Origin of the sequence: Aerococcus tenax, assembly GCF_003286645.3 — a bacterium.
Classification (GTDB): Bacteria; Bacillota; Bacilli; order Lactobacillales; family Aerococcaceae; genus Aerococcus; species Aerococcus tenax.
In genome coordinates, this window is record NZ_CP127382.2 from 598,252 (window position 1) to 622,914 (window position 24,663).

The window sequence follows — 24,663 nt, forward strand, 5'->3', positions numbered from 1 at the left end:
TCTCGCCTGAGTTGACAAGGACGTCCTCGGGCCGATAGATACAGTGACACAATGGTCCCTAGGGACTATTGTGCAAGTACGGCGGGTATAGTGTTTTATATTCGCCGTTTTTCTATGCCGAAATCTCATTTATTGTTGTCACTTTAACATTCGGAGGTGAAGGTATATCGCTAAGAATAAATTTAACGAATTATTTACTAATGAAGATATTCGTGCAAAAGAATTACGCGTTATCGATCCAGAAGGAGAACAGCTAGGGGTAATTTCAAAAAGAGATGCCTTAGAGCGGGCTGAGGAAGCAGGACTCGATTTAGTTCTGGTCTCACCTAATGCTAAGCCGCCTGTTGCTCGGATCATGGATTATGGTAAATATCGTTATCAACAGCAACGTAAAGCGCGTGAACAACGTAAAAATCAAAAGACGATTCAAGTGAAAGAAATCCGTTTAAGCCCAACGATTGATGAAAACGACTTTCAAACTAAAGTACGTCAAGGAAAGAAATTCATTGATAAAGGGGACAAGGTGAAGGTTTCTATTCGCTTTAGAGGTCGCGCCATTACCCATAAAGATTTAGGTCGCGAGGTTTTGGAACGCTTTGCCAGCGAACTTGCTGATGTAGCTACTGTAGAGCAAAAACCTAAGATGGAAGGACGCTCTATGCAACTACAATTAGCACCAAAAGAAGATTAATTTCAGGAGGATATATTATGCCAAAACAAAAAACACATCGTGCGTCAGCTAAACGTTTTAAACGTACTGCTTCAGGAAAATTAAAACGTAGCCATTCAGAACGTTCACACCGTTTTCACGGTAAAACCAAGAAACAACGTCGTCAACACAAACAACCAGCAATGGTGCATGTTTCCGACCAAAGACGTATTAAACAAATGCTTGACACTTACAAGTAAGATCAGTTAAGCAGGACGCATAGATAGAGAACTAAGTATAATCAAGGAGGAATAACATGGCACGTGTTAAAGGTGGAACGGTTACACGCCGTCGTCGTAAAAAATATTTAAAATTAGCAAAAGGTTACTTTGGTAGCAAATCAACCAACTATAAAGTAGCTAAACAAGCGGTTATGAAATCCTATTCATACGCTTACCGTGACCGTCGTCAAAGAAAACGTGACTTCCGTCGTTTATGGATTACCCGTATTAATGCAGCTGCACGTTTAAATGGCTTAAGCTATAGCCGTTTAATGAATGGTTTACACCAAGCTAACGTGGATATCAACCGTAAAATGTTAGCAGATATCGCTGTTAACGATGCTGAAGCTTTCACTGCAATCTGTGACCAAGCCAAGGCTGCACTTGAAAAATAAGTATTAAAAAAGGACCCACAGCGGTCCTTTTTATGTTTATAAGTAAATTTTATTGGCCTTAGTCTTTGTCAATATTAGGGGCTTGGCCCAGTTCCGCTTCAACCATCCATAGGGTTTTTTGAGCGTCACGGAGGTAGCCAGTACAGATGTCCTCACTAGCGACGTCGCCTTCCTTACTTGCTGCGTCGACCCCTAATTGATAGTCGTCTGCTAAGATGCGGATAACATCAGCCACCCGATGCATATCTTCTTGGATACTGGTATTCCACTCGCCCTTATGGTCGGGAATACGGGTATGGTCAGAAAATTCCTTAAGGGTTGAGAAGGGGGAACCATCGATAGTAATTATACGTTCAGAAACAACATCGAGCTGTTCAAGAATATCATCCATAAAGCTATCGAGTTTTGGATGATAGAACAGAAAACCTTCCCCACGCATATACCAGTGAATTTGATGGATAACGGTGTGGGCTTGAACCAGGTCAGCAACTAATTGATTAAGTGCTTTTTTTGTTTCTGTGTATGCCATTATGTATCATATCCTTTCTCTCGCATTACTTTCTACTTTAGAATAATTATAAAATTAATGTTTTTGAAAGTAAAGCAAGAGACCTGTGGGGGCAATTCAACTTTGTTATCGATAAAAGCGATCAAGTGTAATATAATAGAAGCCATGCTGAAAAGACAAAAAAATGTTAGAATAGTGTTTATGAAAGTGATAGAAAGGTAGGCGGTCGTTTTGATTGAATTAAAAAATGTATCCGTTACTTTTGAGAGTGATGATAAAGCCGTTCATGCCGTTAAGGATGTGTCCTTATCCATCCAATCAGGAGAAATCTTTGGTGTGATTGGCTACTCTGGCGCTGGAAAAAGTACCTTAGTTAGAACCATTAATTGCCTGCAAAGACCAAGTAGTGGACAGGTTTTTGTTAATGGTCAAGAAATTACAGCTCTATCTGAAAAAGATCTACGTCTAGCCCGTAAAAAAATTGGAATGATTTTCCAACATTTTAACTTAATGAAATCCCGGACAGTTGCCGAAAATGTTGCCTATCCCTTAAAGGGGTCCGGCTTATCTAAAGAAGAAAGTCAAAAGAAAGTCCAACACTTACTGGACCTGGTAGGCTTGGGTAACCGGGGGGATTCTTATCCTAGTCAATTATCCGGTGGTCAAAAGCAAAGGGTCGCTATTGCGCGGGCCTTGGCCAATGATCCCCATGTCCTTCTCTGTGATGAAGCTACCAGTGCCTTAGACCCTAAGACAACTAGCCAAATCTTAGACTTGCTCAAGCAAGTTAACCGCGAATTGGGAATTACCATTGTCATTATTACCCATGAAATGGCTGTTATCAAACAAATCTGTGACCGGGTAGCGGTTATGGAAGCTGGCTCAGTGGTTGAACAAGACAGTATTTTAAATATCTTCTCAAACCCACATGAAGAATTAACCCAAGACTTTATTAGTTCAGCCAGTCCGACAGAAAAAGGCATTGAAACCATCCTGGCCAACCCTGATTTATTAAATATTGAGCCCGGTGACCGCCTCTTACGGATTGACTTTACCGGAGCTTCTACTGGGGAGCCTTTGATTGCCTCCTTGACTAAGAAGTATGATTTATTAGCTAATATCCTTTATGCCAATATTGAAATTCTTCAAGGAACGCCGGTGGGGACGCTTTTGATTTCCTTAAATGGAGAACCTAGCCGAGTCCAAGAAGCCATTGACTTTGTCCATAGCAGTGGGTCTCATACTAAGGAGTATACATTCGATCATATTGAGAAGGGGGATAAATAAGCATGGAATTCTTAGAAAAAATCATGCCAAATGTGGTGGCTATTTCCGACCAATTCGTTGAAGCCACTTGGGAAACCTTATTTATGACGGTTATTACCTGCTTCTTTGCCTTTGCCATTGGTTTAGTGATCGGCGTCTTCCTAGTTCTCTATATGCCAGGAGGTCTTAAAGAAAATAAGGCAGTTTATAATGTCTTAGATAAGGTTGTTAACATCGGTCGGTCGATTCCCTTCGTTATTTTAATAGCACTTTTAGGGGGCTTTACCCGCCTAATTATGGGGACAGCCATCGGGACAGCGGGAGCCCTGGTTCCCCTAATTGTGGGAACGATTCCTTTCTATGCCCGCCAAGTCCAAAACGCCTTATTAGAAATTGATCCTGGTGTCATAGAAGCAGCCCTAGCCATGGGATCTACCACAACTGAAATTGTTACCCGGGTTTACTTGAAAGAAGCTATCCCAGGTTTGATTCGGGTATCTGCCCTCACCATTATTAATGTGATTGGCTTAACCGCCATGGCAGGTGTCGTTGGTGGCGGTGGTCTTGGGGACTTAGCTATTAACCGTGGTTACCAACGTTACCAAAATGATGTAATCCTAGTTGCTACCTTATTGATTTTAATTATGGTCTTCATCAGTCAAGCTGTTGCTGACCGTTTAGTAAAACATTTCGAACATTAAACGAATTATAAAAGGGGAGAATTTTTATGAAGAAATGGAATGTTGTTTTAGCCTCAGCCTTATCCTTATTATTACTAGGAGGCTGTTCAAAAGAAGCCAAAGCGCCAGAAGAGGGCGGTACTGTCACTGTTGGGGTTGCTGGTGAAAATGAAGAAAAGATTTGGACCGAAGTCTCTGAAAAATTGAAAGATGAAAATATTGACTTAAAAGTTCAACTATTCTCTGATTATGTGCAACCTAACCGGGCCGTTCAAGAAGGCGAAATTGACATGAATGCTATGCAACATGTGGCTTATTTATTGGACTATAATAAGAACAATAATGCTGACTTAGTGCCGATTGGTTATACTTATATTTCAGCCATGGTGGTCTACTCCGATACGGTTAAAGACCTTAAAGACCTTCCTCAAAATGCTAAAGTAGCTATCCCTAATGACGCTACTAATGGGGGCCGGGCCTTACTCTTATTAGAACAAGCTGGTGTCTTAGAAATCGACGATAATGCAGGGATTACTCCTACTGTTAATGATATTACCTCGAATCCTAAAAATATTGAGCTGGTTGAAATGGATGCTGCCCAAGTGCCACGTGCCTTGAAAGACTCTGACGCTATTGTTGCTAATACCAACTACGCGGTTTCAGCAGGTTTTGATCCTAATGATGGTATTTTCTCTGATACCGATGACCTTGATAATTTAGGAACTCAATATAAGAATATTATTGCAGTGAAATCTGAAAATAAAGACAATGAAGTTTATAAGAAGATTGTCAAAGCCTACCAAAGTGAAGACGTTGAGAAGAAAATTAAAGAAATCTCTGGTAACGCTGACCAAAAAGCCTGGACCGACAATGATCAACCAGAAGAAGACTTCCATAAACTTCAAGAAGAAGGGCAAAAATAGTCCTAACTTCTTAATGATTACCTACTAAGCATTAAAAGCTTCTATCCACATGAGACTTTAGAAATAGCTGTGGATGGAAGCTTTTTTATTTTGAGCTAAAGAATTTTCATTACTCATGCTAATGGACTTTATGGTAAAGTGGTAATGAACTTTTTACCGGGAGGAATTAGGATGGAAAAAATGCGAATTCGCTTAGCTCAGAGTGAAGATTTACCAGCTATCCAGGCGATTATTAAGGCGGGGGCGGCCTATTTACGCCAACAAAATATTGATCAATGGCAGGATCCAACCGTCTACCAAGCGGACAGCCTATTAAAAGATATTGAAGGAAAACACGCGTATTTAGGCCTAATCGAAGAGGATGTGGCCGGATTTTTTATTGCCCGGCCTATAGACAGGGATTATGACAACTATTCAATTTGGCAGGGCCAGGGAGACTACCTAGCTTTTCACCGGGTGGCCTTGGCGACTAAGTACCGCGGTCAGGGGCTTAGTCGGGCCTTATTTCAAGCCTTTGAAGACCTAGCCTATCACTTAAAGATTAATGACTTAAGAATTGATACCCATCCCAATAACCTTGGCATGCAGAAGATTATCTTAAAAGCCGGTTACCAGTACTTAGGAGAGATTGAATTAGCGGGTAGTGGCAGACGCTATGCCTATGAAAAAATTATTCCAATAAAAAAATCCAGCTGATGAGCTGGAATTTTTTTATTGGAATAATTGAGCGACCTGGTTAATTGATTCTGGATGAATTAATAATTGGCCATGCTCGCGAAGCAGGGCAGGAGCAAAGGGACTCAGCTGACCAAACTCTAAGGCATAGCTAGTCAGATCTGCTTGTCTAGCCTGGGTTAGGTCTTCTTTTTCAAATCTTATAATCACTTGAAAAAGCTCTTGGTAGACATAGACTTCTAGCCTGGCTTCATCCACTTGGTAGGATTTCAGAAAAGTCAGGACTTGGTCCCAGGACTTAAAGGCTAAAGCAAGTTCAGGCCGACCTCCCTTTGTGTCTGCTTCACTTGGGTTTGTAGAGGAGTTTTCCTCCTCGGAACTCATATTTTGTGTAATATTTTCAAGTAGATTTTCCAAGCCATCCTTGTCCATATATTGGCCATCTGCTGTGGCTTTACTAATGTAGAGGTCGATACCGCCATTTTTAGGAAGGACTTGAAAAGTTAAAGCTTCTGAATCTTGAAAGCGCTTTGAAACATCTGCTTCTTCTAAGATACTCATAAAGAAGTTTTCAACTTGGCTTTGATCTTTCATGAGGTCTAAGAGGGTAATTCCGCGCGATTCGAGATCATCTTTGGCAATGAATACGCGCATGGTATTATCATTAAGATACTCCATTTCCATCACAAATCACCTCCGAATATTTAGTGATTATCTTTTCTTTAAGCATATTTTGTTTCAACGATTATTTTACCATAAATCATCTAAAATGAAAAAAGGCATCTTCACCCTCCATTCAAAAAGCTAGAGGATGAACATGCCATCGATTTAAAAAGTAAGGGATCTTATCCCATTTTTCTTAAAGCTTCGTGAAGTTCGATCGTTCTTACTTCTCTTGGCAAGAAGCGACGAATTTCATCTTCATTATAGCCTACTTGCAGACGTTTTTCGTCCATGATGATTGGTCGACGCAATAGTCCTGGGTTTTCTTGGATAAGATCGAATAATTCATTTAAACTGATTTCATTTAAATCAATATGTAATTCTTGAAAGGCTTTTGAACGCGTAGAAATAATCTCTTCAGTACCATCTTCTGTCATTCTTAAGATTTCTTTAATCTCATCGCGGCTTAGAGGTTCTTGGAATATATTACGTTCCACATAGGCAATGTTGTGTTCTTCTAGCCAAGCCCGAGCTTTGCGGCAAGAAGTACAACTAGGGGAAGTATATAATTTAACCATGTCAATTTCTCCTTTAAGGTTTGACTTGTGTTCCGTATACATACACAGTATATCATAAAAGTGAACCGTATACTAGTTCTTTTTTAAAAATAAATGAGCAAAACTTAGCGAAGCTTGTGATAAAATAAGCAATATGGAACTAGGTATTTCAATATAGTCGCTATTTGACCTTTGTTTGATCAATTTCTGATTTTTTAACTTATAAAACATAACACAGAGTAAAACTCTGTTTGAGAAAGCTATTTTTACGATTTATAAGCGAAAAAATCACCAGCTCGATTAAAAAAAGACTTCGTGAATTTATTACTTATACCGTCTATCCGATCAGGTTCGTGATATAATAGGGAAAATTAGAGGAGGTTTTCTTTTCATGAAACGAATTTTTTCCGGGGTACAACCAAGCGGCACGCCAACCATTGGTAATTACGTGGGTGCCTTAAAGCAATTTGTCGATTTACAGGATCAATTTGACACTTATTATTGTGTGGTCAATGAACATGCCATCACTGTTGCCCAAGATCCAGAGACTTTAAGAAAGAACACCAGATCTTTGGCGGCCTTATACCTAGCCTTAGGGGTTGATCCTAACAAATCCGCTATCTTTATTCAAAGTCAGGTTCCAGCCCACGCTCAAGCGGCTTGGATTGTCCAATGTCTGACTCCACTAGGGGAATTGGAACGGATGACTCAGTTTAAGGACAAGGCGCAAAAGCAAGACAATATTTTTGCCGGCCTTTTAGGCTATCCCGCTTTGATGGTGGCTGACATTGTGCTTTATGATGCTGACTTGGTACCAGTAGGTGAAGACCAAAAGCAACATATGGAATTGACCCGTAATTTTGTCGATCGTTTCAATAACCGCTTCGGTACTAAGGAAGAAAAGCTATTGGTTAAACCAGAAATCTATACACCGAAGGCAGGTGGGCGGATTATGAGTTTACAAGATCCAAGCAAGAAAATGAGTAAATCAGATGACAATAAAAAAGCTTTTATTTCCTTACTGGATGATCCGAAAACGATTGAAAAGAAAATTAAAAGTGCGGTAACGGACTCGAGCGGAGAAATTTCCTACGATCCAGAAAATAAACCAGGTGTTTCTAACCTATTAGATATTTTCTCAGCCTTTTCTGACCAAAGCATTAGTCAACTAGAAAAAACCTATGCTAATTCGGGTTATGGCCAACTGAAAACGGACCTCAGCCAAGCGCTAATTGCCGTTTTAGAACCGATGCAAAAAGACTATCAACGTCTCTTAGCAAGCAGTGAACTGGATGACGTCTTAGCAGCTGGTGCTAAACAAGCCAATGAAGTCGCTAACCAAACCCTAGCACGCATTGAAAAAGCGATTGGCTTTAGATAAAAAGAATTGATCCTGCACTAATCAGCTAATTTTAACCTTGATTACGGATATATTCCTATGAGGGGGAATAATCATGTATTATGCAAAATTAGCTAATGGCCAGTTGATTAGTTCTTATGAGGTCGATGACCGCATTCAAAGAAAAATATTAGCCCTTAACCAGCAGAGCTTCTACTGCCCAAATTGCGGGCAAGAATTAGTTTATCGTAGTCATTCAAGGAAGAAGCCACATTTTGCCCACCAAAATAATCAATTAAGTCTAAAATATTGGCGCCGGGAATCCCACTGGCACTTGAATAATAAAGAGCAGATCAGGCAAATCTTAGTAGCTAAGGGTTACCAGGCCCATGTAGAAGTAGCTAGTTACACGCCTGACCATCGTTCAGATATTCTCTTTCAAGCAGGAGATGTGGTGGTAAGTATTGAACTTCAGGCTAGCCTACTGACTAAAGAAGCTGTCATCATTCGCGAGCAGGATTATCACCGAGCAAAAGTGCAGGTTTTGTGGCTACTCAATCCTAAACAAAGAGACTTACGCTTGACGTCTAACAATTTAAATCGCTTAGCCCCGTTTTTTCAGTATTTGCCCTGCTTTGGCACTTATTTGCCTTATTGGGTGGAGGAGACTCGCTTAGTTGAAATTCAAAGTTTTAACGATTATGGTCATCTCTTATGCCGTTATCACTTAAGTATTGACGATTATCTCTATTTATTTTCTTACCCCAAGCAAGTTGGCATACTTAATCAAGAGGGGACTAGCGGACCCGGGATTAGTCAGTTGTTAAAAGCAAGGGAGACCCGGTCTTTAAGGCGCAAAATTCGTCAACGTCCGCTTAAGGCCGAGAAAAAGCTCCTAGAGCAGCTCTATTTTCGAAAATTGTCCTTAGACGACTTACCGGATACTTGTTTTTTCTTTAGGGGAGAGTCTATCTATATCAAAGAAAAACTCTGGTTATTAGCTGCCTATGTTTTTCTACTTAAAGAAGAAAATTTACTTGATTCAGAGATCTATACTTTTTTACTGAATTACCTTAATCCGCGTCCCTTTAGGCCCCAATTGAGCTTTGCTTATGAGAACTGGTTATGGCAGATCAGTCAAGCCATGGTAAAATTGCTATAAAAAAAGCGATCCGTTTTTGCGGATCGCTTTTTTTTATGGAAAAAGGTTGCCAAATTGATTTCAATGGCGGATTAATTTGAGATTGTCCTTATCTAAGGAGCGGTATTGTGATTTTTTCTTTGACTGGCTTTTGTTTTCTCTCTCTAAATGAGCCGGCTCGCTAATTTTTTTTCTGCTTGGGGCAACATTTGAGTGGTCAATTCTTCCAGATCTTGGGCTGTGAAGGCATCTTCGATTCTAAGACCGTATTGGTAGTTTAAGTTATCAAAGATAACTAAAGAAGGGTAGTTCACAATTTCCATTTGATGGGCCAATTGTAAATCCTCTAGAACATCTTCACGGGTTTGCTTAGAATAGAGATCTTCCATCCACATATCAAAGTCAAGTCCAATCTTTTTAGCATATTTCTCCATACGCTTTAAGCTGTAGGATTTCTTTTGACAGCCAAAGACTTCTTGCATGGTCATTAGGAAAGTGCGTCCTCGCTTCTTACCTTGGCAGAGAGCGGCCTTGTATCCCAAAGATACCTTATACATGCATTGGTAAAGTTCATTTCTCTCTTCTAAGCTTTGCTTGTTTTTGGCTAAAGTCTTGAAATAGTTCCAAAAGAAGTGGTGGTCCACACAGGAGACGAGACGGAAGTAGATTTTTTTATCACTGTTGGCAACAAAACGCAATAGCTCTTCTTCCAACTCTAGACAAAACGGGTCAATTGGATTAACAAATAAAAAGATTTCAAAGATATGATTATTATGATGTTTTTTTGCCATGCTATGACAATTATAGTCCGATTTCATTGTATTCTCCCCCAATTAATGATGATCAAACTGTATAAATTATTCGAATGGATATAATGGTTTATCTAATTGCATCCGGGCAATTTTTGGCTTGGAAGGCCGACGAGTAATATGATAGCTAGATAAAAATTCATTAAAATAACGCTTTGGATCGTCCTCTCCAGGCTCAACTTCTAATTCTAATTCATAATCATTGTAAGTGTAAAAAGAGCAAGCGTCTAATACAAGCTTTTGCTTTTTCCAATTTTTTTCCAAGCGAGTGGTTTTAAATTGACCAATGGGTCGTAATTCGCTAGCGTCTATACCAATTTCATGGAATAAGGCGCTTAAGTGTGTTCCAGGCTGAAACTGACCTGTCTCCATCATGGCTTGCGCACTTTCACGGCTGACCTTATCAGTGACTTCCAAGGATTTGGCGCTAGTCAGTGACTGCTTATAGGTGAGATGGGCATAGGTATCACTGAGTCGAATCCTTAAGGCACTGTGGTTTGCTTTCAAGCGGAGAGATTCGGTATCAAAGTACATATTATGTTGGTGCTTGGCTTCATTTAAATGAAGATCAAATAAAGATAAGAGCTTTTGATATTCCTGTGGACTAAGAATATTTTTATATTCTGTTTCAATGTCCTTGTGCATAAATTCACTCTCCTCTTTTCTCCAAGTATTATAACAAGCATTCAAGGCCTTGCCAAAAAACTTGCCTTTAAAGTCAGTAATCGCTGCCTAAAGCAAGAAAAATATGTTTTAATAGTAGGGTAAGGATTATAGTTAAGTTAATATAATTACTTAATAAAATAGGCCAAAAGAATTATTTTTTCAAGTTAAAATTTTATCATAATATGGATGTAAAAGGAGAGTCAACCAATGCGTATCGCAATAGTAAGTAACGACAATGAATCATCTAAGGATGTCCAAGCGAGGCTGCTTTCTGCGTGTAAACAGGCTGATTTCAGCATTGACCAAGACCATCCAGATATTGTGGTATCCATTGGTGGGGACGGGACCTTATTGGAAGCCTTCCACCACTATGAACAACAGCTCGACCATGTCCGTTTTGTTGGCGTTCATACTGGGCACTTAGGTTTTTATACCGACTGGACAGTTGATGAATTGGACCAGTTTATTGATTTTCTCCTCAATGATTCGGGTGAGAGTGTCTCTTACCCGCTCTTAGAAGTAGCTTTAGAAAAGGTTGATGGCGAAAAAAATCACCTGATTGCGCTTAACGAAGCGACCTTGCGCCGTTTTGAAGGGACGATGACTGGGGAAGTCTTTATAAAGGAAGAAAAATTTGAACTCTTTAAAGGAGACGGCTTATGTGTATCGACACCGACTGGGTCAACAGGTTTGAACAAGTCTCTAGGAGGCGCGGTGGTTCATCCCCGCTTGGATACCCTGCAAGTCACAGAGATTGCTTCTTTAAATAACCGGGTCTACCGCACCATCTCTAGTCCTATCCTGATTGCTGGAGATGAGTGGATCCGGGTAAAATTGGATGATGAATTTTTAGCAGGAGTCTTTATGACCCTGGATCACTTATCTTTTTCCCTAAAAGGAGTGAAAAATATTGAGTTCCGAATTGCTAAATCACGGGTTCACTTTGCCAGGTACCGTCATATGCATTTCTGGGACCGAGTGGAAAATGCCTTTATTGGCCTAGGCGACCGCGATAAGAAAGGATAATTGACGACTTATGTTATTTTTCTCATGGACTTGTGACCAGGAAGTATATGTGAAGACTTTTCTTAGGCAAAAAGGCGTTTCCCGCCGTCAACTGGCTAAAATCAAATACCATGGGGGGACTATTTTAGTTAATAATAAGCGAGTTGGGAGTAAATACTTCCTTTCTTTGGGAGACCAAGTGACCATCATCTACCCAGCTGAGGGTAGCCAAGATCAAATTATGGCGGTGGATTTTCCTTTGGACATTCTTTATGAAGACCGCGATTATTTAATTGTTAATAAACCGGCCGGCTACACCTCCATTCCTTCACAATTTAAGGATGAATACTCCATGGCTAATTTTGTTAAAGGTTACTTTGTTAGAAAAAATTATGAAAACCAAGTCATCCATGTCGTGACCCGATTAGACCGCTTTACGAGTGGAGCGATGATCTTTGCTAAGCACAAGTATGCCCATTCACAAATCGATCAATTAATGCAGTCTGGCGGTATCAATAAGCAGTATTTAGCCTTTACCCATTCTGCTATCGGGTCAGACCAGCATGGCCTGATTGAAGCGCCGATTGGTCGTAAGGAGGGCTCAATTATCGAACGCTGTGTCAGAGCGGATGGTCAACACGCTAAGACAGAGTACTGGTTGGAGGATAGCCAGGCGGGACTCTACCGTTATCGGGTTCAACTCCATACCGGACGTACCCATCAAATTAGAGTCCACTTTGCTTATCTAGGCGCCCCTCTTTGTGGGGACGATCTCTACGGTGGTAGTCAGGAAGCCGGGCTGGCTGGTCAGGCTTTACACTGTCAGCGCCTGGCCTTCAAGCAGCCTTTAACCCAGGAAGATTTAGTGATTGAAGCACCTTTATCCCAAGACTTTAAAACTTGGTTAGCTAGTTATCAAAAGGGGGACGCCTAAATGAAGGATCAAGAACAAAACAGACTTAGCAGTTCTAAGCCAGAACAAGAAGAGGAATTGACTCCTGAAGAAATTGTTGACCGCGTTAAAGAAGCCTTAGCTAAACATGATCAGTCGGCTTTGCGTTATGAATTTTTTAAGAACCATCCTTATGACCAAGCCAAAATTTATATCAAACTAAGTGATGAAGAACGTCGTTTGCTTTACCAATATATCTCAGCTAAGGAATTAGCCGATGTTTATGACGTTTTGGATGAGGATGAGCAAGAAGATATTATTGATTATTTAGAGGCCATGGATGACCAATATGCAGCTAATATGCTGGGAGAAATGTACCGGGATAATGCAGCGGATATCCTGAAAAAGTTTTCTCCTAATAAAATTGTCCATTATATGCGCCTAATTCCCATCGAACAAGCGGAAAAGATTAAGACCTTAATGGATTATGAAGATGAAACTGCTGGGGCGATTATGACAACCGAATTCGTCCAGATTAAGGCCAATCAAACCATTAAATCGGCCATGACTCTAGTGAGGGCCAAAGCTGAGAATGCTGAAACCATTTATTATCTCTATGTTGTGGATGATGATTCCCGTTTAGTCGGGGTTCTCACCCTGAGAGATTTAATCACCTCTGATGCTAACCGGCTAGTTTCTGAAGCCATGTCGCCGCGGGTGGTGACGGTGTCGGTTGATGATAACCAACAAGATGTGGCTAGAACCATTCAAGACTATGACTTCCTAGCTATTCCCGTTATTGAAGCGACCGGGGAGTTACTAGGAATTATTACGGTTGATGATATCTTGGATGTTATGGATGAAGAAGCCGTGGCTGACTACTCTGGATTGGCTGGGGTGTCGGTTGATGAACCTTATCAAACACCCGTCAAATCAGCCCAGTCACGTTTACCCTGGTTAATTACTCTCTTGTTTTTGGGGATGGGAACTTCTACCTTGATTGGTCATTTCGAGGATATGATTTCTGAAGTGGCCACTTTATCTTTATTTATTACCTTAATTACCGGGACCTCAGGTAATGCAGGGACTCAGTCCTTAGCCGTTGCTGTGAGAAAAATTGCTAATCCAGATAATGAAGAGTCTACCTTTCTTCAATTGATCTTTCGCGAATTGTTTACTGGTTTAATTTGTGGACTGATCACCGGAGGAACCATTTTCCTAATTATCACCCTCTGGCAAAAGAATATGGTCTTGGGTCTGGTCGTTGGGGTAGCTATGCTATGCGCGATTACCGTGGCTAATTTAGCAGGAAGCATCATTCCCCTCCTTATGGACCGACTTGGCTTTGACCCGGCAGTGGCTTCTGGTCCCTTTATTACCACCTTAAGTGATTTGACCAGTGTTTTAATCTATTTTTCAATTGCTTCACAGTTTCTGCTTTACTTATCCTAGTCCTATCTTGACAAAGATAGTTACAACCGATAAAATGAGATCAATAATATAAAAAGTAAGCTTTGAATAGATAAGTAAGTCAGTTAATCATTTGAGCGAGCTCTGTTTGGTGAAAGAGAGTATGAGGCGCTGATTGAAGATGGTCTATGAGCAACTAATTGTGAGCAATGGTGAACACTTAGCGCTTGGTAATCGATAACTTACCACTACATGATAGTGTAGATGAGAGGTAATCAATCGATTACGAAGTAGGGTGGTAACACGGTGAAGCGTCCTTATAGTATGAGTATTCATGCTGTAGGGGCTTTTTTTATGGAATGGAGGAATGGGGATCATGCCCATAAAAGTACAAGAAAATTTACCTGCTTTAAAGAAATTGGCTAGTGAGAATATCTTTGTCATGGATGAACGTCGCGCGGCCATGCAAGACTTTCGTTCGCTGGAAGTCATTATTGTCAATTTAATGCCGACCAAAGAGGCCACTGAAGAGCAATTGTTGCGGCTGTTAAGTAATTCTGCCCTACAGGTTAATGTTACCTTCATTCACATGCAGTCCCATAAGGCAAAAAATACCTCAGCTAAACACCTGAATACTTTTTATCGGACCTTTGCCGATATTAAAGATCGTTACTTTGATGGCATGATTATCACCGGTGCGCCAGTAGAGCAATTGGATTTTGAAGAAGTTAATTATTGGGATGAATTAGTTGACATTATGGAGTGGAGCTCTAACCATGTCTTCTCTATCCTCCATATTTGTTGGGGAGCCCAGGCCGGTCTATACCATCACTTTGGCATCAAGAAATATTCCTTGGACCATAAGCTTTTTGGAGTTTATCCCCAATACATGGACCATCCGGAAATTTCCCTACTACGGGGTTTAGATGATGTCTTCTATATCCCTCATTCCCGCTATACTGAAGTCCGTCGCCAGGATATCGAGGCCAATCCCGATCTGGAAGTGCTTATTTCCTCACCAGAAACGGGAATAACCGCTGTCCATAGCAAGGACCAACGTTTTGTCTTTATCTTTGGTCATGTGGAATATGACGCTGATACACTGGACCGGGAATATAAGCGAGATATCAATGAAGGGATAGAAATCAAGGTGCCATTGAATTATTATCCCGAGGATAATCCCAATAAAAAACCTTTACTGAGATGGCGGTCAACCTCAAATATGTTATTTACTAATTGGTTAAACTATTATGTTTACCAAGAAACACCCTTTGTTATTGAACGCATTGATAAAGAAAAATAATTTTTTATCTTAAGGCATAAGCCATCTTACGGTGCTTAATCCCCGCTTCTAAAAAGACATCGCTTTTAATTTTAAAACCGAGTTTTAATTAAAACCGAGTTTTAAATAGAAGGGAATGGCTGTTACTTGGGCATCAAGGACGCAGCTTGAGTAATGACGGTCTTTAGCAAATTTTAGGCAGGCTTCCATCAAAGCTTGCCCGTAGCCTAAATGGCGGGCGTTTTTAGAGACAGCAACTCGTTGCATCTTTATTTCTTCTCGGTTCAAAGGATAGAGTCGACAAGTCGCAAGCGCCTGGTCATTTCGATAGAGACAGAAGTGAAAGCAAAGCGATTCAAAGTCATCAATTTCAATTTTGGGGTCGACACCTTGCTCTTCAATAAAGACTTGCTTTCTAAGGGTAAGAGCGTCATGGTATAGCTTAGAATTGAGCGCTTGACTCATATGAATAGTGATCACGGGATGGGCTCCTTTATTTGTAATGATTTTATTATAGGTAAAATCGTTCAGTCTGAAAAGAATCCTTATCTTTTTATTGCTGTTCCATAAAAAGGAGCTTATAATATATACATAAAGGGTATCGATTGACCCTTTGTTAACAAATGTGGTATCTTTTTATTGTAGTCCATTAGTTACATACACCAAAGTCTGTCTTGGTCAAAAATATATAAAAAATAGTTGTGGGAAGTTTGGTCACGTCGAACTTCCCTTTTTTCAAAGATTTTGCTAGATAGGCTAGGTATGTGAGGGGGGTGAAAGTATGGAAAATCAGACATTGGCGCAAGTCTTAGCTGTTGATGAGGAAGCCAATCAATTAAGTGAAGCAACCCAAGCAAAAATTCAAGAGCTAAAAGATGAAAAAGACAGCCAAATTGAGCAATTTGAGCAAGAAGCAAAAGCGGAATATCGCCAATATGTCGAATCTTTAAAAAGCTCTAATCAAGAAGCGTTGGAAAGCTATAAACGCCAAGGTGATGAGAAGAATCAGAAAAGAATCGCTAAGCTGGTTGAGCATTATCAAGCCCAAGAGGCAAGTATTGTTGACTATATTGTAGAGGAGGTGAAAAAGGTATATGTCAATTGCTAAAATGCAAAAAATTTCATTGATCACCAAGCCTACAGATAAAGAACAATTAATTCAATCCCTGCAAGGTGTACAAAATGTGGAAATTAGCGACTTAAGTAGTGAAGACCAGGAGCTTTCAAGTCAAGAACTTGCCAAGAAAAATAACCGCCAATATGATTATTATCAAAGTTGGTATCGGCGTTCAGAGCAAGCTTTAACGACCTTGTCACGCTACCTAACCATTCAGCCGCTCTTAAGTCGTTTAACGACCAAGCGTCCCACATATACCATGAGTGAGTTAATTAAAGCGGTTGACGTTGATCAAGCCCAATCCCTTATTCAAGAGATTGAACAATTATCTAAGGACCGTCAAGAGCTCATAGATCAAAGGCAAAAAGTTGAACAAGCTCAAAATACCATTAGTAACTGGCGGGCTTTGTCAATAAATCCTAGCGACTTATTGACAAGTAAACACTTTAAAGCTTTCTTAGGCTACTTGCCTAATGATGAAGACCGGTCCTATTTTAATAAGGTTAAAGCAGCTGATGGATTAGCGATTGAGGAAGTTTTTTCTACTCAAGAACATATTGGGGTTGTCCTGCTTCAAGATGAAAGGGACGACAATTCCTATAGTGAACTTCTAAATAATAGTCACTTTGAAGAATGGGACTATCCTTATCATGAAGCGCCGGACAAGGTGTATGATGCCTTAGAAGACCACCGCTTATGGCTTAATGGCACTGAACAAGAATTAGTGGAAAACTTTAGGAGCTTGGAAGCGCAGATTTTCAATTTACAGCTTGCTTCGGAGACCTTCTATAATCGCAGTCAGCGGGCTTTGGTTGAAGATTTAGCGCATGATACCAACTATCTCACCTATATTAAAGGTTGGGTGAGTGTCCAAGACCTGGAAAAATTGGAGCAGCAACTTGCTCTTGATTTGGATGACAATCAATATGCGCTCATTAAAGAGGAAATTAGTCAAAAAGAAATTGATGATGACCAAGTTCCGATTAAGTTAGAGAATAATGCCTTAGTGGAACCCTTTGAAGCCATCACTTTAATGTATGCCACACCTAATTATCGTGAGACGGACCCGACGCCCTATCTCACCCCATTTTATATGCTGTTTTTCGGGATGATGATGGGAGACTTGGGCTATGGTTTAGTGATGTGGATTGTTACTTTCTTGGCTCTAAAGTTTGTCGATATGAAAGATTCCATGCGTAGCACCATGAAAATGGGGCATTTACTAAGTTATACGACGATGTTGGTGGGGCTAGCTTATGGATCATTCTTCGGGGCTTCATTACCTTTTAAATTAATTGACCCCTTGAACCAAGCCATGCAATTATTGATTATTTCGATTGCTTTTGGTTTTGTTCACATGATGGTCGCTTTAATTATTAAGGCAGTGACTGAATGGCGCCGTGGCGACTTCCAGGAAATGTATAGCGAAAGCGGTGGCTGGCTACTGATGTTCTTAAGTTTAGCCTTAGTCATTGCTGGTTATGTTTTCAATTACCCCATGCTGATGACGATAGCGGGTGTGATTGCGATTATAGCGGCTATCGGTATGATTATTGTTCCCATGGTTTATGCTGATAAGAAAATTGTTGGCTTTGCCAGTGGGTTATATAACTTATATGGCGTAAGTTCCTATTTAGGTGACTTTGTTTCCTATTCAAGACTGATGGCCTTAGGGCTATCTGGGGGCAGTATCGCCATGGCCTTCAATATGATTGTGGGCTTGTTACCCGTCCCACTTCGTTTTACAGTGGGGATCGTATTGATTGTTGCCCTGCACGGCTTTAACATGTTCCTTTCACTCTTAAGTGCTTATGTGCACGGACTAAGACTTACTTTCGTGGAATTCTTTGGTAAGTTTGTTGAAGGTGGGGGACGTCGCTTTAAGCCGATTGACACCTTACAAAAGTATATTCATTTATCGGACGTTAATGAAAATGTAGAAAATAAATAATGGAGGTATACATTAATGGAAAATTGGTTAGGATTTTTAACTGAAAACGGCGGAATTTTATTTACCTATTTAGGTGCAGCCTTAGCGGTTATTTTAGCAGGTATGGGTTCTGCCCGTGGTGTTGGTGAAACAGGGGAAGCTGCTGCAGCCTTAATTAAAGACCAACCCGAAAAATTTGTGCAAGCCTTAATCTTACAACTTCTGCCAGGTACTCAAGGTTTATATGGTTTCGTGGTAGGGATTTTGATCTTCATTCAAGCCAGTGCAGGAATGAGTTTAAGTCAAGGTTTCCAATATTTCTTAGCTAGCCTACCAGTAGCCTTTGTTGGTTTAGTGTCTGCTAAATATCAAGGTCAAGTGGCAACTTCTTCCTTACAAATTCTAGCAAAACGCCCTGAAAACAATGTTAACGGGATCATCCTAGCGATCATGGTTGAAACTTATGCGATTTTAGCCTTGGTTATTTCAGTAATGATGGTCTTTTCAATTAGCTAAGCATGATAAAGGAGGACGGATATGGCTACAATTAAGCAATTAACTGAAGAAGTGTACAAAGAAGTCCGTTCAGAAAATGAAGCCAAGCTGGATCATGCCAAAGCAACATTCGAAAAAGACATAAGTGATGCCAAGGAGCAAAGCCAGGCCAAATGGCAAAAGCAAAAAGAAAAAGCTGAACGTGACTATCATGATAATCTAGAAAGACAAAAGCAAAGTTATAGTAATCAATTAAATCAAGACCTCTTAGCTAAGAAGCAAGAATTAATTCAGCAGGCATTTAAAGAAGCTCAACTGGCCTTAAGCCAACTCAGTCAAGCGGACTTTGTCAGTATGCTGGACCAGGCGCTTTCAGCAATTCCACAAGCGGAAAATACCCAGATTGTGGTTGGAGAATTGAGCCAAAAGCAACTAGACCAAGAAGCAAAGTTAAGCCTGCAAGAAAAATATCCCCACATTCGCTTTAGCCAAGACTCGCTTAAAGGCCACGGTGGGGTAGTGATCGAGCAAGAAACCATGAACTATGATCTAACTTTTGACCAATTGATTCGTGAACAAGAAGATCATCTATCTGTCTACGTTGCTAAACAATTGAACGATTAGAAGGGAGAAGATAGCTGTGACTAAAACAAGTTATGCGAGTTTAAATGTCACTGTACGTATCCATGAAGAAGAATTCCTGGATAAGAGCGACTATCAAGCCTTACTAAGCGCCAAAAACTTGGAAGACGCTATCGCTCAATTACAGCATAGTGCTTATCGGATTCCTGATGACATTCTATCAAGTCGTGATTTTGATGGTTTCTTAATCGACCGGCTCATGCAGGCTATGCAAGAAGTTTATCAAAATATTCCTGACCAAAAGGTAGTCGATCTTTTAGGTCTGCGGTATAGCTATCATAACGCCAAGGTTATTTTTAAAGAGTTATTTAGTGACCAAGACTTTCATCATATGTATTTGCCAGCCGGCCCCTATCAAATCGATAGTTTGCGGCAGGCGATAAAAACTGGTAAGTCATCGGTCATTGATCAGCGCATGCTTGAAGCTATTAATACAGTGAGGACCTACGTTGAGGACACCAAACAAATTAATGACATTTCGGTGATGCTCGATGACGCTTATTTGTCCCACATTCACTATTTGGCTTTAGCTATTGATGATGACCAAGTGACTGAATGGGTGGCTTTACGGATTGATTTAGAGAATTTATCTCTTTTACTACGTGCCATGCAACAGAAGCGGTCGAGTTCCTTCATTCGTTCATTACTCAATGAACATGGCTCTATTTCGCTTTCTTCACTCTTAGAATGGGCTGAGAATAAGGATTATTCCAGTATTTTTAAGGCCTATGAAGTGAAGGATTATGGGGAACATTTTAGCCAAGTCTTATCTGAAACGGAGAGTGAACTATCCAATCAAGATAGAATTTCCCTCGATGGCTTAGATGCGGCTATTGAAGGCGTCATTAGTGACCACTTGCGTGATGCGCGTTTACAAGCCTTTGGTCCCCTACCAGTCTTGGCTTTTCTCTACTTTTTAAATAACGAAGTGACCAATTTGCGCTTGATACTTGTTGGTAAGAGTAACCAAATTGATGAAAATAAGCTAAAAGAAAGGATGCGCCCGATATATGACGAGTAAAATAGGAGTAGTTGGTGAAAAACAAGTTGTCACTGCTTTTCAACTCATTGGTTTTGACGCTTATCCTGTGGTGAGTGGCGACGAAGCTCGCCGTACCATCCATCATTTAGCTGAAAATAATTATGGGATTATTTATTTGACAGAAAGTCTTGCCAAGGAAATCCCAGAAACCATTTCTTTTTACGATTCCCAAGTCACTCCAGCAATTATTCTTATTCCAACAAATAATGGCAGCTTGGGAATTGGTAAGAAACGTGTGAATGATAATGTCGAAAAAGCTGTTGGACAAAATATTTTATAGGATGAAGGAGGAAACTAGTTGAAATCAGGAAAAATTATTGAAGTTTCTGGTCCTTTAGTAAAAGCCAAAGATATGGACGATGCAGCTGTTCAAGAAGTTTGCCGGGTAGGGAATTTAAACCTCATCGGTGAAATTATTGAAATGCATCAAGACGTGGCTTATATTCAGGTTTATGAAGAAACCTCAGGAATTAAACCAGGCGAACCCGTTCACCCAACGGGATCTCCACTCTCTGTAGAGTTGGGGCCTGGATTATTAACCAAAATGTTTGATGGGATCCAACGTCCCTTAGATGAATTTATGCAAGTCACTGAGTCGAATTACCTGGTTAGAGGATCAGAAGTCGACTCCCTTGACCACCAAGCAGTGTGGACTTTCCAAGCCACTAAATCAGTAGGTGATGAGGTAGTCAGTGGTGATGTTGTAGGTACCGTTCAAGAAGGATCAGTGATTGAACACCGCATCCTCGTTCCTAACGGGGTGAGTGGGACTATTGAAAGCATTGAATCAGGCGACTATACCCTCGATGATGATGTCTATTCGATTCGCTTAAAAGACAGTGACCAAGTAAAATCCTTCGGTATGTCTCAACGTTGGCCTGTGCGTGTTGGGAGACCCTTTAAGCAAAAATTCTTACCTCATGAAATTATGACGACAGGGCAACGGGTCATTGATACCTTCTTCCCAATTACAAAGGGCGGGGCAGCAGCCATCCCTGGACCTTTCGGTGCTGGGAAAACCGTCTTGCAACACCAAATTGCCAAGTATGCTGACGCTGACATTGTGGTCTACGTTGGTTGTGGGGAACGTGGTAACGAGATGACCGAAGTTATTGACGAATTTCCTAAATTGATTGACCCCAAAACGGGTGAATCGATCATGGAACGGACGGTCTTGATTGCGAATACCTCTAACATGCCAGTGGCAGCCCGGGAAGCCTCGATCTATACAGGGATAACCATCGCTGAATATTTCCGTGATATGGGATATTCTGTCGCTATCATGGCTGACTCGACTTCTCGTTGGGCTGAAGCCTTGCGGGAAATGTCAGGTCGTTTGGAAGAAATGCCAGGGGACGAAGGTTATCCAGCTTATTTGGGTAGTCGTTTGGCTGAATATTATGAACGTGCCGGAATGGTTGAGACTCTAGGCTCTGAAGAACGCCGTGGGGCAGTTACCGCAGTGGGTGCGGTTTCACCTCCAGGGGGAGATACCTCAGAACCAGTTACCCAAAATACCATGCGGGTGATTAAGGTTTATTGGGGCTTGGATGCTAACCTCTCCCAACAAAGACACTTCCCAGCGGTTAACTGGCTGGATTCTTATTCTCTCTATCAAAAAGAAGTGACTGAGGGAATTTCAAAAGAACTCGATGTGGATTGGACGGGTATGGTCACTAAGTCTATGGCGATTCTACAAGAAGAGGATAGCCTCCAAGAAATTGTCCGCTTAGTTGGTGTGGATGCCCTGTCTCAAGAAGACCGTCTGACTCTGGTTATTGCTCGTATGTTGAGAGAAGATTATTTACAACAAAACTCTTATGATGAAGTCGACACCAAGACTTCTTCAGAAAAGCAGTTTAAGATGTTAAGAAATATTCTAGCTTTCAACAGTGAAGCGCGTAAAGCCATGGAATTAGGGGCTTATTATGATGAGATTGTGGAAGGAACTTCAACCATTCGTGAGCAAATCGCCCGGATGAAATATGTTCCAGAAGCTGAAATTTCCAAGTTGGATGACTTGAACAATTCAATCAAACCGACTATGCAGGAAGTTGTTCAAAAAGGAGGCGTGAAATAGTGCAAAGAGAATATAAATCCATTGTTGATATTTCGGGCCCGTTAATGGTTGTCGATGATGTATCAGGTGTTGGCTATAACGAACTTGTTGAAATTAAAATGCAAAACGGCGAGTCCCGCATTGGGGAAGTGCTTGAAGTTCAAGAAGACAAGGCCATTGTCCAAATTTATGGGGGTGGCTCAGGGATTAATATCCGTGACTCCCGGGTTCGTTTCCAAGGACATCCTTTGGAATTCGGTGTGTCAGAGGACATTATTGGCCGAACTTTTGATGGGTTAGGGAATGTGGTTGATGGTGGCCCAACACCGATTCCAGAACAATCCCGTGATGTTAATGGTCAGGTGATCAACCCCATGGCCCGGGAATACCCGGATGAATTTATCCAAACCGGGATTTCAACCATTGACCATATGAACTCCTTAGTCCGGGGACAAAAATTACCTATCTTTTCTGGATCAGGTCTACCCCATAAGGAATTGGCTGCACAAATTGCCCGCCAAGCGACTGTTTTAAACGATGATGAAAACTTTGCGGTTGTTTTTGCTGCTATGGGGGTTACCTTCGAGGATGCCCAATTCTTTATTGACAGTTTTAAAGAAACTGGGGCCATTGACCGATCAGTAATGTTTATCAACTTAGCCGATGATCCTTCCATTGAACGTTTAGCTACCCCTAAGGTGGCCTTAACGGCAGCTGAATATCTAGCTTATGAAAAGGGCATGCACGTCTTAGTGATCATGACCGACATGACTAACTATTGTGAAGCCTTGCGGGAAGTGTCTGCTGCTCGGCGGGAAGTGCCGGGACGTCGTGGCTATCCTGGTTATCTCTATACCGACTTGGCCGGAATTTATGAACGTGCCGGTCGGATTAAGGACGCTAAAGGTTCAGTGACTCAGATTCCAATTTTAACCATGCCTGAAGATGATATTACCCACCCAATTCCTGACTTAACCGGTTATATTACCGAAGGACAAATTATTTTGGATAAGGAATTGAACCACCAAGGGATTACCCCTCCGATTGATGTTTTACCCTCTTTGTCACGTCTAAAAGATGATGGGACTGGTGAAGGGAAAACCCGTGAAGACCATGCTGATACCATGAACCAACTCTTTGCAGCTTATGCCAAGGGGAAAGAAGCACGTGAATTAGCGGTTGTCTTAGGTGAATCAGCTCTTTCTGATACGGATAAACTTTACTTAAAATTTGCTGAGCGTTTTGAAAAAGAGTATGTCAACCAAGGTTTCGATACCAACCGAACGATCTATGAAACCTTAGACCTGGCTTGGCAATTATTAACCATCCTACCAAAATCAGAATTAACTCGGATTAATGATAAGTATATTGAAAAATACTATCCGAAATCTGATCAGAGAACGGAAGACCAAGAATCCGATAATAATCAAGCTGATCAAGAAAGTCATGAAGAGGCCTAGTGAAGAAGGGGTGATATTTTATGGCAAATGCTTTAAATGTTAAGCCTACTCGGATGGAATTGCAAAAACTCCAAGGCAATCTTTCCATAGCAACTCGCGGCCATAAATTGTTAAAAGATAAGCAAGATGAGCTAATGCGTCAGTTTATTGACCTCATTCGAAAAAATAATGAGCTTCGTCAAGAGGTTGAAGCGGACCTATCCTTAGCCCTGGAAAATTTCGTGCTTGCATCTGCCCTGGTTAACGAGGCTTACATTGATGAATTAGTGGCCATACCTAGTCAGAGTGTGGAACTTGAAATTCGTCATGAAAATATTATGAGTGTCGATGTTCCTAAGATGAATTTTCACTATTCAGATGAATACCAAGAAGGTAAGGACCGTAACACTTATAGTTTCTTAAATACTGCTAGTGAGTTAGATGACGCGATTGCAACCTTAAATCAAGTCATGCCTAAGTTATTAGAACTCAGTGAAATTGAAAAGACCTGTCAGTTAATGGCTGATGATATTGAATCAACCAGACGACGGGTGAATGCCTTGGAATATCGGGTTATTCCTGATACCAAGGAAACGATCGCTTATATTCAAAGTAAATTAGAAGAGAATGAGCGGTCGACTAAGACCCGGATGATCAAAATTAAAGACATGAACGGGTAATCGTGATGAAGTCCCTGCTTTTGGTCTAGTTAGACCTAGCAGGGCTTTTTATTTGGATATTTTTTGCTATTCTTGAACTATGGACTTCCTTTGGTCTATAATAGAGAAATGTTCTATC

At 40.8% G+C, this 24,663-nt stretch carries 27 protein-coding genes, 1 pseudogene and 1 other annotated feature; of the genes and pseudogenes, 22 read left to right on the top strand and 6 right to left on the bottom strand.

Going from position 1 to position 24,663, the window contains the following annotated elements:
• The first annotated feature begins 166 nt into the window (after positions 1 to 166).
• From infC to rplT, 3 genes are read left to right on the top strand one after another with little or no spacing between them, the layout of a single operon-like run.
• Positions 167 to 691, top strand: coding sequence for a translation initiation factor IF-3 (gene infC, locus DBT50_RS02675; protein WP_041706154.1), 525 nt, complete (start codon positions 167 to 169; stop codon positions 689 to 691).
• A 17-nt stretch (positions 692 to 708) separates the two neighbouring features.
• Entirely contained in the window at positions 709 to 909 is a 201-nt protein-coding gene (gene rpmI, locus DBT50_RS02680) for a 50S ribosomal protein L35 (protein WP_041706153.1), read from the top strand.
• Positions 910 to 965: 56 nt separating this feature from the next.
• Positions 966 to 1,325 (top strand): 50S ribosomal protein L20, encoded by a 360-nt coding sequence (rplT, locus tag DBT50_RS02685; protein ID WP_013669362.1) that lies wholly within the window; start codon positions 966 to 968, stop codon positions 1,323 to 1,325.
• A gap of 58 nt (positions 1,326 to 1,383) precedes the next feature.
• Here the strand turns inward: rplT and DBT50_RS02690 are convergent, their stop codons facing one another.
• Entirely contained in the window at positions 1,384 to 1,854 is a 471-nt protein-coding gene (locus DBT50_RS02690) for a Dps family protein (protein WP_013668903.1), read from the bottom strand.
• A 210-nt stretch (positions 1,855 to 2,064) separates the two neighbouring features.
• On the opposite strand from DBT50_RS02690, the gene DBT50_RS02695 reads away from it, so the two are divergent.
• The 4 genes from DBT50_RS02695 to DBT50_RS02710 all read left to right on the top strand — a co-directional run bounded on the left by DBT50_RS02695 (position 2,065) and on the right by DBT50_RS02710 (position 5,398).
• Positions 2,065 to 3,120, top strand: a complete 1,056-nt coding sequence (locus tag DBT50_RS02695; RefSeq protein ID WP_111851746.1) for a methionine ABC transporter ATP-binding protein — start codon at positions 2,065 to 2,067, stop codon at positions 3,118 to 3,120.
• A gap of 2 nt (positions 3,121 to 3,122) precedes the next feature.
• Entirely contained in the window at positions 3,123 to 3,800 is a 678-nt protein-coding gene (locus tag DBT50_RS02700; RefSeq protein ID WP_111851745.1) for a methionine ABC transporter permease, read from the top strand.
• 26 nt (positions 3,801 to 3,826) lie between these two features.
• Positions 3,827 to 4,702: a MetQ/NlpA family ABC transporter substrate-binding protein gene (locus DBT50_RS02705; RefSeq protein WP_060777955.1), complete on the top strand. Its 876-nt coding sequence runs from the start codon at positions 3,827 to 3,829 to the stop codon at positions 4,700 to 4,702.
• A gap of 171 nt (positions 4,703 to 4,873) precedes the next feature.
• On the top strand, positions 4,874 to 5,398 hold the full coding sequence (locus DBT50_RS02710; protein ID WP_181566040.1) for a GNAT family N-acetyltransferase: 525 nt from the start codon (positions 4,874 to 4,876) through the stop codon (positions 5,396 to 5,398).
• Between the two features lie 15 nt (positions 5,399 to 5,413).
• Here the strand turns inward: DBT50_RS02710 and DBT50_RS02715 are convergent, their stop codons facing one another.
• Positions 5,414 to 6,061 carry an adaptor protein MecA gene (locus DBT50_RS02715; RefSeq protein ID WP_111851742.1) on the bottom strand — a complete coding sequence of 216 codons (648 nt, stop codon included), beginning with the start codon at positions 6,059 to 6,061 and terminating at the stop codon, positions 5,414 to 5,416.
• Between the two features lie 161 nt (positions 6,062 to 6,222).
• Entirely contained in the window at positions 6,223 to 6,618 is a 396-nt protein-coding gene (spxA, locus tag DBT50_RS02720; RefSeq protein ID WP_013669487.1) for a transcriptional regulator SpxA, read from the bottom strand.
• A 370-nt stretch (positions 6,619 to 6,988) separates the two neighbouring features.
• Here spxA and trpS point away from each other — a divergent pair, with 370 nt between their 5' ends.
• Positions 6,989 to 7,978 (top strand): tryptophan--tRNA ligase, encoded by a 990-nt coding sequence (gene trpS, locus DBT50_RS02725; RefSeq protein WP_111851741.1) that lies wholly within the window; start codon positions 6,989 to 6,991, stop codon positions 7,976 to 7,978.
• A gap of 73 nt (positions 7,979 to 8,051) precedes the next feature.
• Entirely contained in the window at positions 8,052 to 9,098 is a 1,047-nt protein-coding gene (locus DBT50_RS02730; RefSeq protein WP_111851740.1) for a competence protein CoiA, read from the top strand.
• Positions 9,099 to 9,241: 143 nt separating this feature from the next.
• Here DBT50_RS02730 and DBT50_RS02735 read toward each other — a convergent pair whose 3' ends face one another.
• Both DBT50_RS02735 and DBT50_RS02740 read right to left on the bottom strand, forming a co-directional pair.
• Complete coding sequence (locus tag DBT50_RS02735; protein WP_111853056.1) at positions 9,242 to 9,895, bottom strand: DsbA family protein; 654 nt, start codon at positions 9,893 to 9,895, stop codon at positions 9,242 to 9,244.
• 39 nt (positions 9,896 to 9,934) lie between these two features.
• The gene (locus DBT50_RS02740) at positions 9,935 to 10,531 is read right to left on the bottom strand and encodes a CYTH domain-containing protein (protein ID WP_111851738.1); all 597 of its coding nucleotides are present in this window, start codon (positions 10,529 to 10,531) and stop codon (positions 9,935 to 9,937) included.
• Positions 10,532 to 10,759: 228 nt separating this feature from the next.
• On the opposite strand from DBT50_RS02740, the gene DBT50_RS02745 reads away from it, so the two are divergent.
• The 4 genes from DBT50_RS02745 (at position 10,760) to metA (ending at position 15,162) form a co-directional block, all read left to right on the top strand.
• A complete protein-coding gene (locus tag DBT50_RS02745; protein WP_111821247.1) occupies positions 10,760 to 11,578 on the top strand; it encodes an NAD kinase in 819 nt (272 codons plus the stop codon).
• Positions 11,579 to 11,588: 10 nt separating this feature from the next.
• Positions 11,589 to 12,491, top strand: a complete 903-nt coding sequence (locus tag DBT50_RS02750) for an RluA family pseudouridine synthase (protein WP_111851737.1) — start codon at positions 11,589 to 11,591, stop codon at positions 12,489 to 12,491.
• On the top strand, positions 12,492 to 13,901 hold the full coding sequence (mgtE, locus tag DBT50_RS02755; protein WP_111853055.1) for a magnesium transporter: 1,410 nt from the start codon (positions 12,492 to 12,494) through the stop codon (positions 13,899 to 13,901).
• A gap of 53 nt (positions 13,902 to 13,954) precedes the next feature.
• Positions 13,955 to 14,181: a binding site (T-box leader), on the top strand.
• A 54-nt stretch (positions 14,182 to 14,235) separates the two neighbouring features.
• A complete protein-coding gene (metA, locus tag DBT50_RS02760; protein ID WP_111851735.1) occupies positions 14,236 to 15,162 on the top strand; it encodes a homoserine O-acetyltransferase MetA in 927 nt (308 codons plus the stop codon).
• An 84-nt stretch (positions 15,163 to 15,246) separates the two neighbouring features.
• Here metA and DBT50_RS02765 read toward each other — a convergent pair whose 3' ends face one another.
• Positions 15,247 to 15,621 (bottom strand): GNAT family N-acetyltransferase, encoded by a 375-nt coding sequence (locus DBT50_RS02765; RefSeq protein ID WP_111851734.1) that lies wholly within the window; start codon positions 15,619 to 15,621, stop codon positions 15,247 to 15,249.
• Positions 15,622 to 15,922: 301 nt separating this feature from the next.
• Between DBT50_RS02765 and DBT50_RS02770 the strand changes: the two genes are divergently transcribed.
• The 9 genes and pseudogenes from DBT50_RS02770 (at position 15,923) to DBT50_RS02810 (ending at position 24,545) form a co-directional block, all read left to right on the top strand.
• Positions 15,923 to 16,249 (top strand): DUF3450 domain-containing protein, encoded by a 327-nt coding sequence (locus tag DBT50_RS02770; RefSeq protein WP_111851733.1) that lies wholly within the window; start codon positions 15,923 to 15,925, stop codon positions 16,247 to 16,249.
• Positions 16,236 to 18,209 carry a V-type ATP synthase subunit I gene (locus tag DBT50_RS02775; RefSeq protein ID WP_111851732.1) on the top strand — a complete coding sequence of 658 codons (1,974 nt, stop codon included), beginning with the start codon at positions 16,236 to 16,238 and terminating at the stop codon, positions 18,207 to 18,209. The genes DBT50_RS02770 and DBT50_RS02775 overlap by 14 nt, the downstream gene beginning before the upstream one ends.
• A 15-nt stretch (positions 18,210 to 18,224) precedes the next feature.
• Positions 18,225 to 18,704: a V-type ATP synthase subunit K gene (locus DBT50_RS02780; RefSeq protein WP_013668531.1), complete on the top strand. Its 480-nt coding sequence runs from the start codon at positions 18,225 to 18,227 to the stop codon at positions 18,702 to 18,704.
• Between the two features lie 21 nt (positions 18,705 to 18,725).
• Positions 18,726 to 19,307, top strand: a complete 582-nt coding sequence (locus DBT50_RS02785) for a V-type ATP synthase subunit E (RefSeq protein WP_111851731.1) — start codon at positions 18,726 to 18,728, stop codon at positions 19,305 to 19,307.
• Positions 19,308 to 19,323: 16 nt separating this feature from the next.
• Positions 19,324 to 20,346 carry a V-type ATPase subunit gene (locus tag DBT50_RS02790; protein ID WP_181566039.1) on the top strand — a complete coding sequence of 341 codons (1,023 nt, stop codon included), beginning with the start codon at positions 19,324 to 19,326 and terminating at the stop codon, positions 20,344 to 20,346.
• The gene (locus tag DBT50_RS02795; RefSeq protein WP_070559324.1) at positions 20,336 to 20,647 is read left to right on the top strand and encodes a V-type ATP synthase subunit F; all 312 of its coding nucleotides are present in this window, start codon (positions 20,336 to 20,338) and stop codon (positions 20,645 to 20,647) included. The genes DBT50_RS02790 and DBT50_RS02795 overlap by 11 nt, the downstream gene beginning before the upstream one ends.
• An 18-nt stretch (positions 20,648 to 20,665) precedes the next feature.
• Positions 20,666 to 22,447 carry a V-type ATP synthase subunit A gene (locus tag DBT50_RS02800; protein WP_111851729.1) on the top strand — a complete coding sequence of 594 codons (1,782 nt, stop codon included), beginning with the start codon at positions 20,666 to 20,668 and terminating at the stop codon, positions 22,445 to 22,447.
• Positions 22,447 to 23,814 (top strand): annotated as a pseudogene (locus DBT50_RS02805) (V-type ATP synthase subunit B); the annotation flags it as partial. The gene DBT50_RS02800 and the pseudogene DBT50_RS02805, both read left to right, overlap by 1 nt.
• 92 nt (positions 23,815 to 23,906) lie before the next feature.
• Positions 23,907 to 24,545: a V-type ATP synthase subunit D gene (locus DBT50_RS02810; protein ID WP_013669305.1), complete on the top strand. Its 639-nt coding sequence runs from the start codon at positions 23,907 to 23,909 to the stop codon at positions 24,543 to 24,545.
• Positions 24,546 to 24,663: the final 118 nt, after the last annotated feature.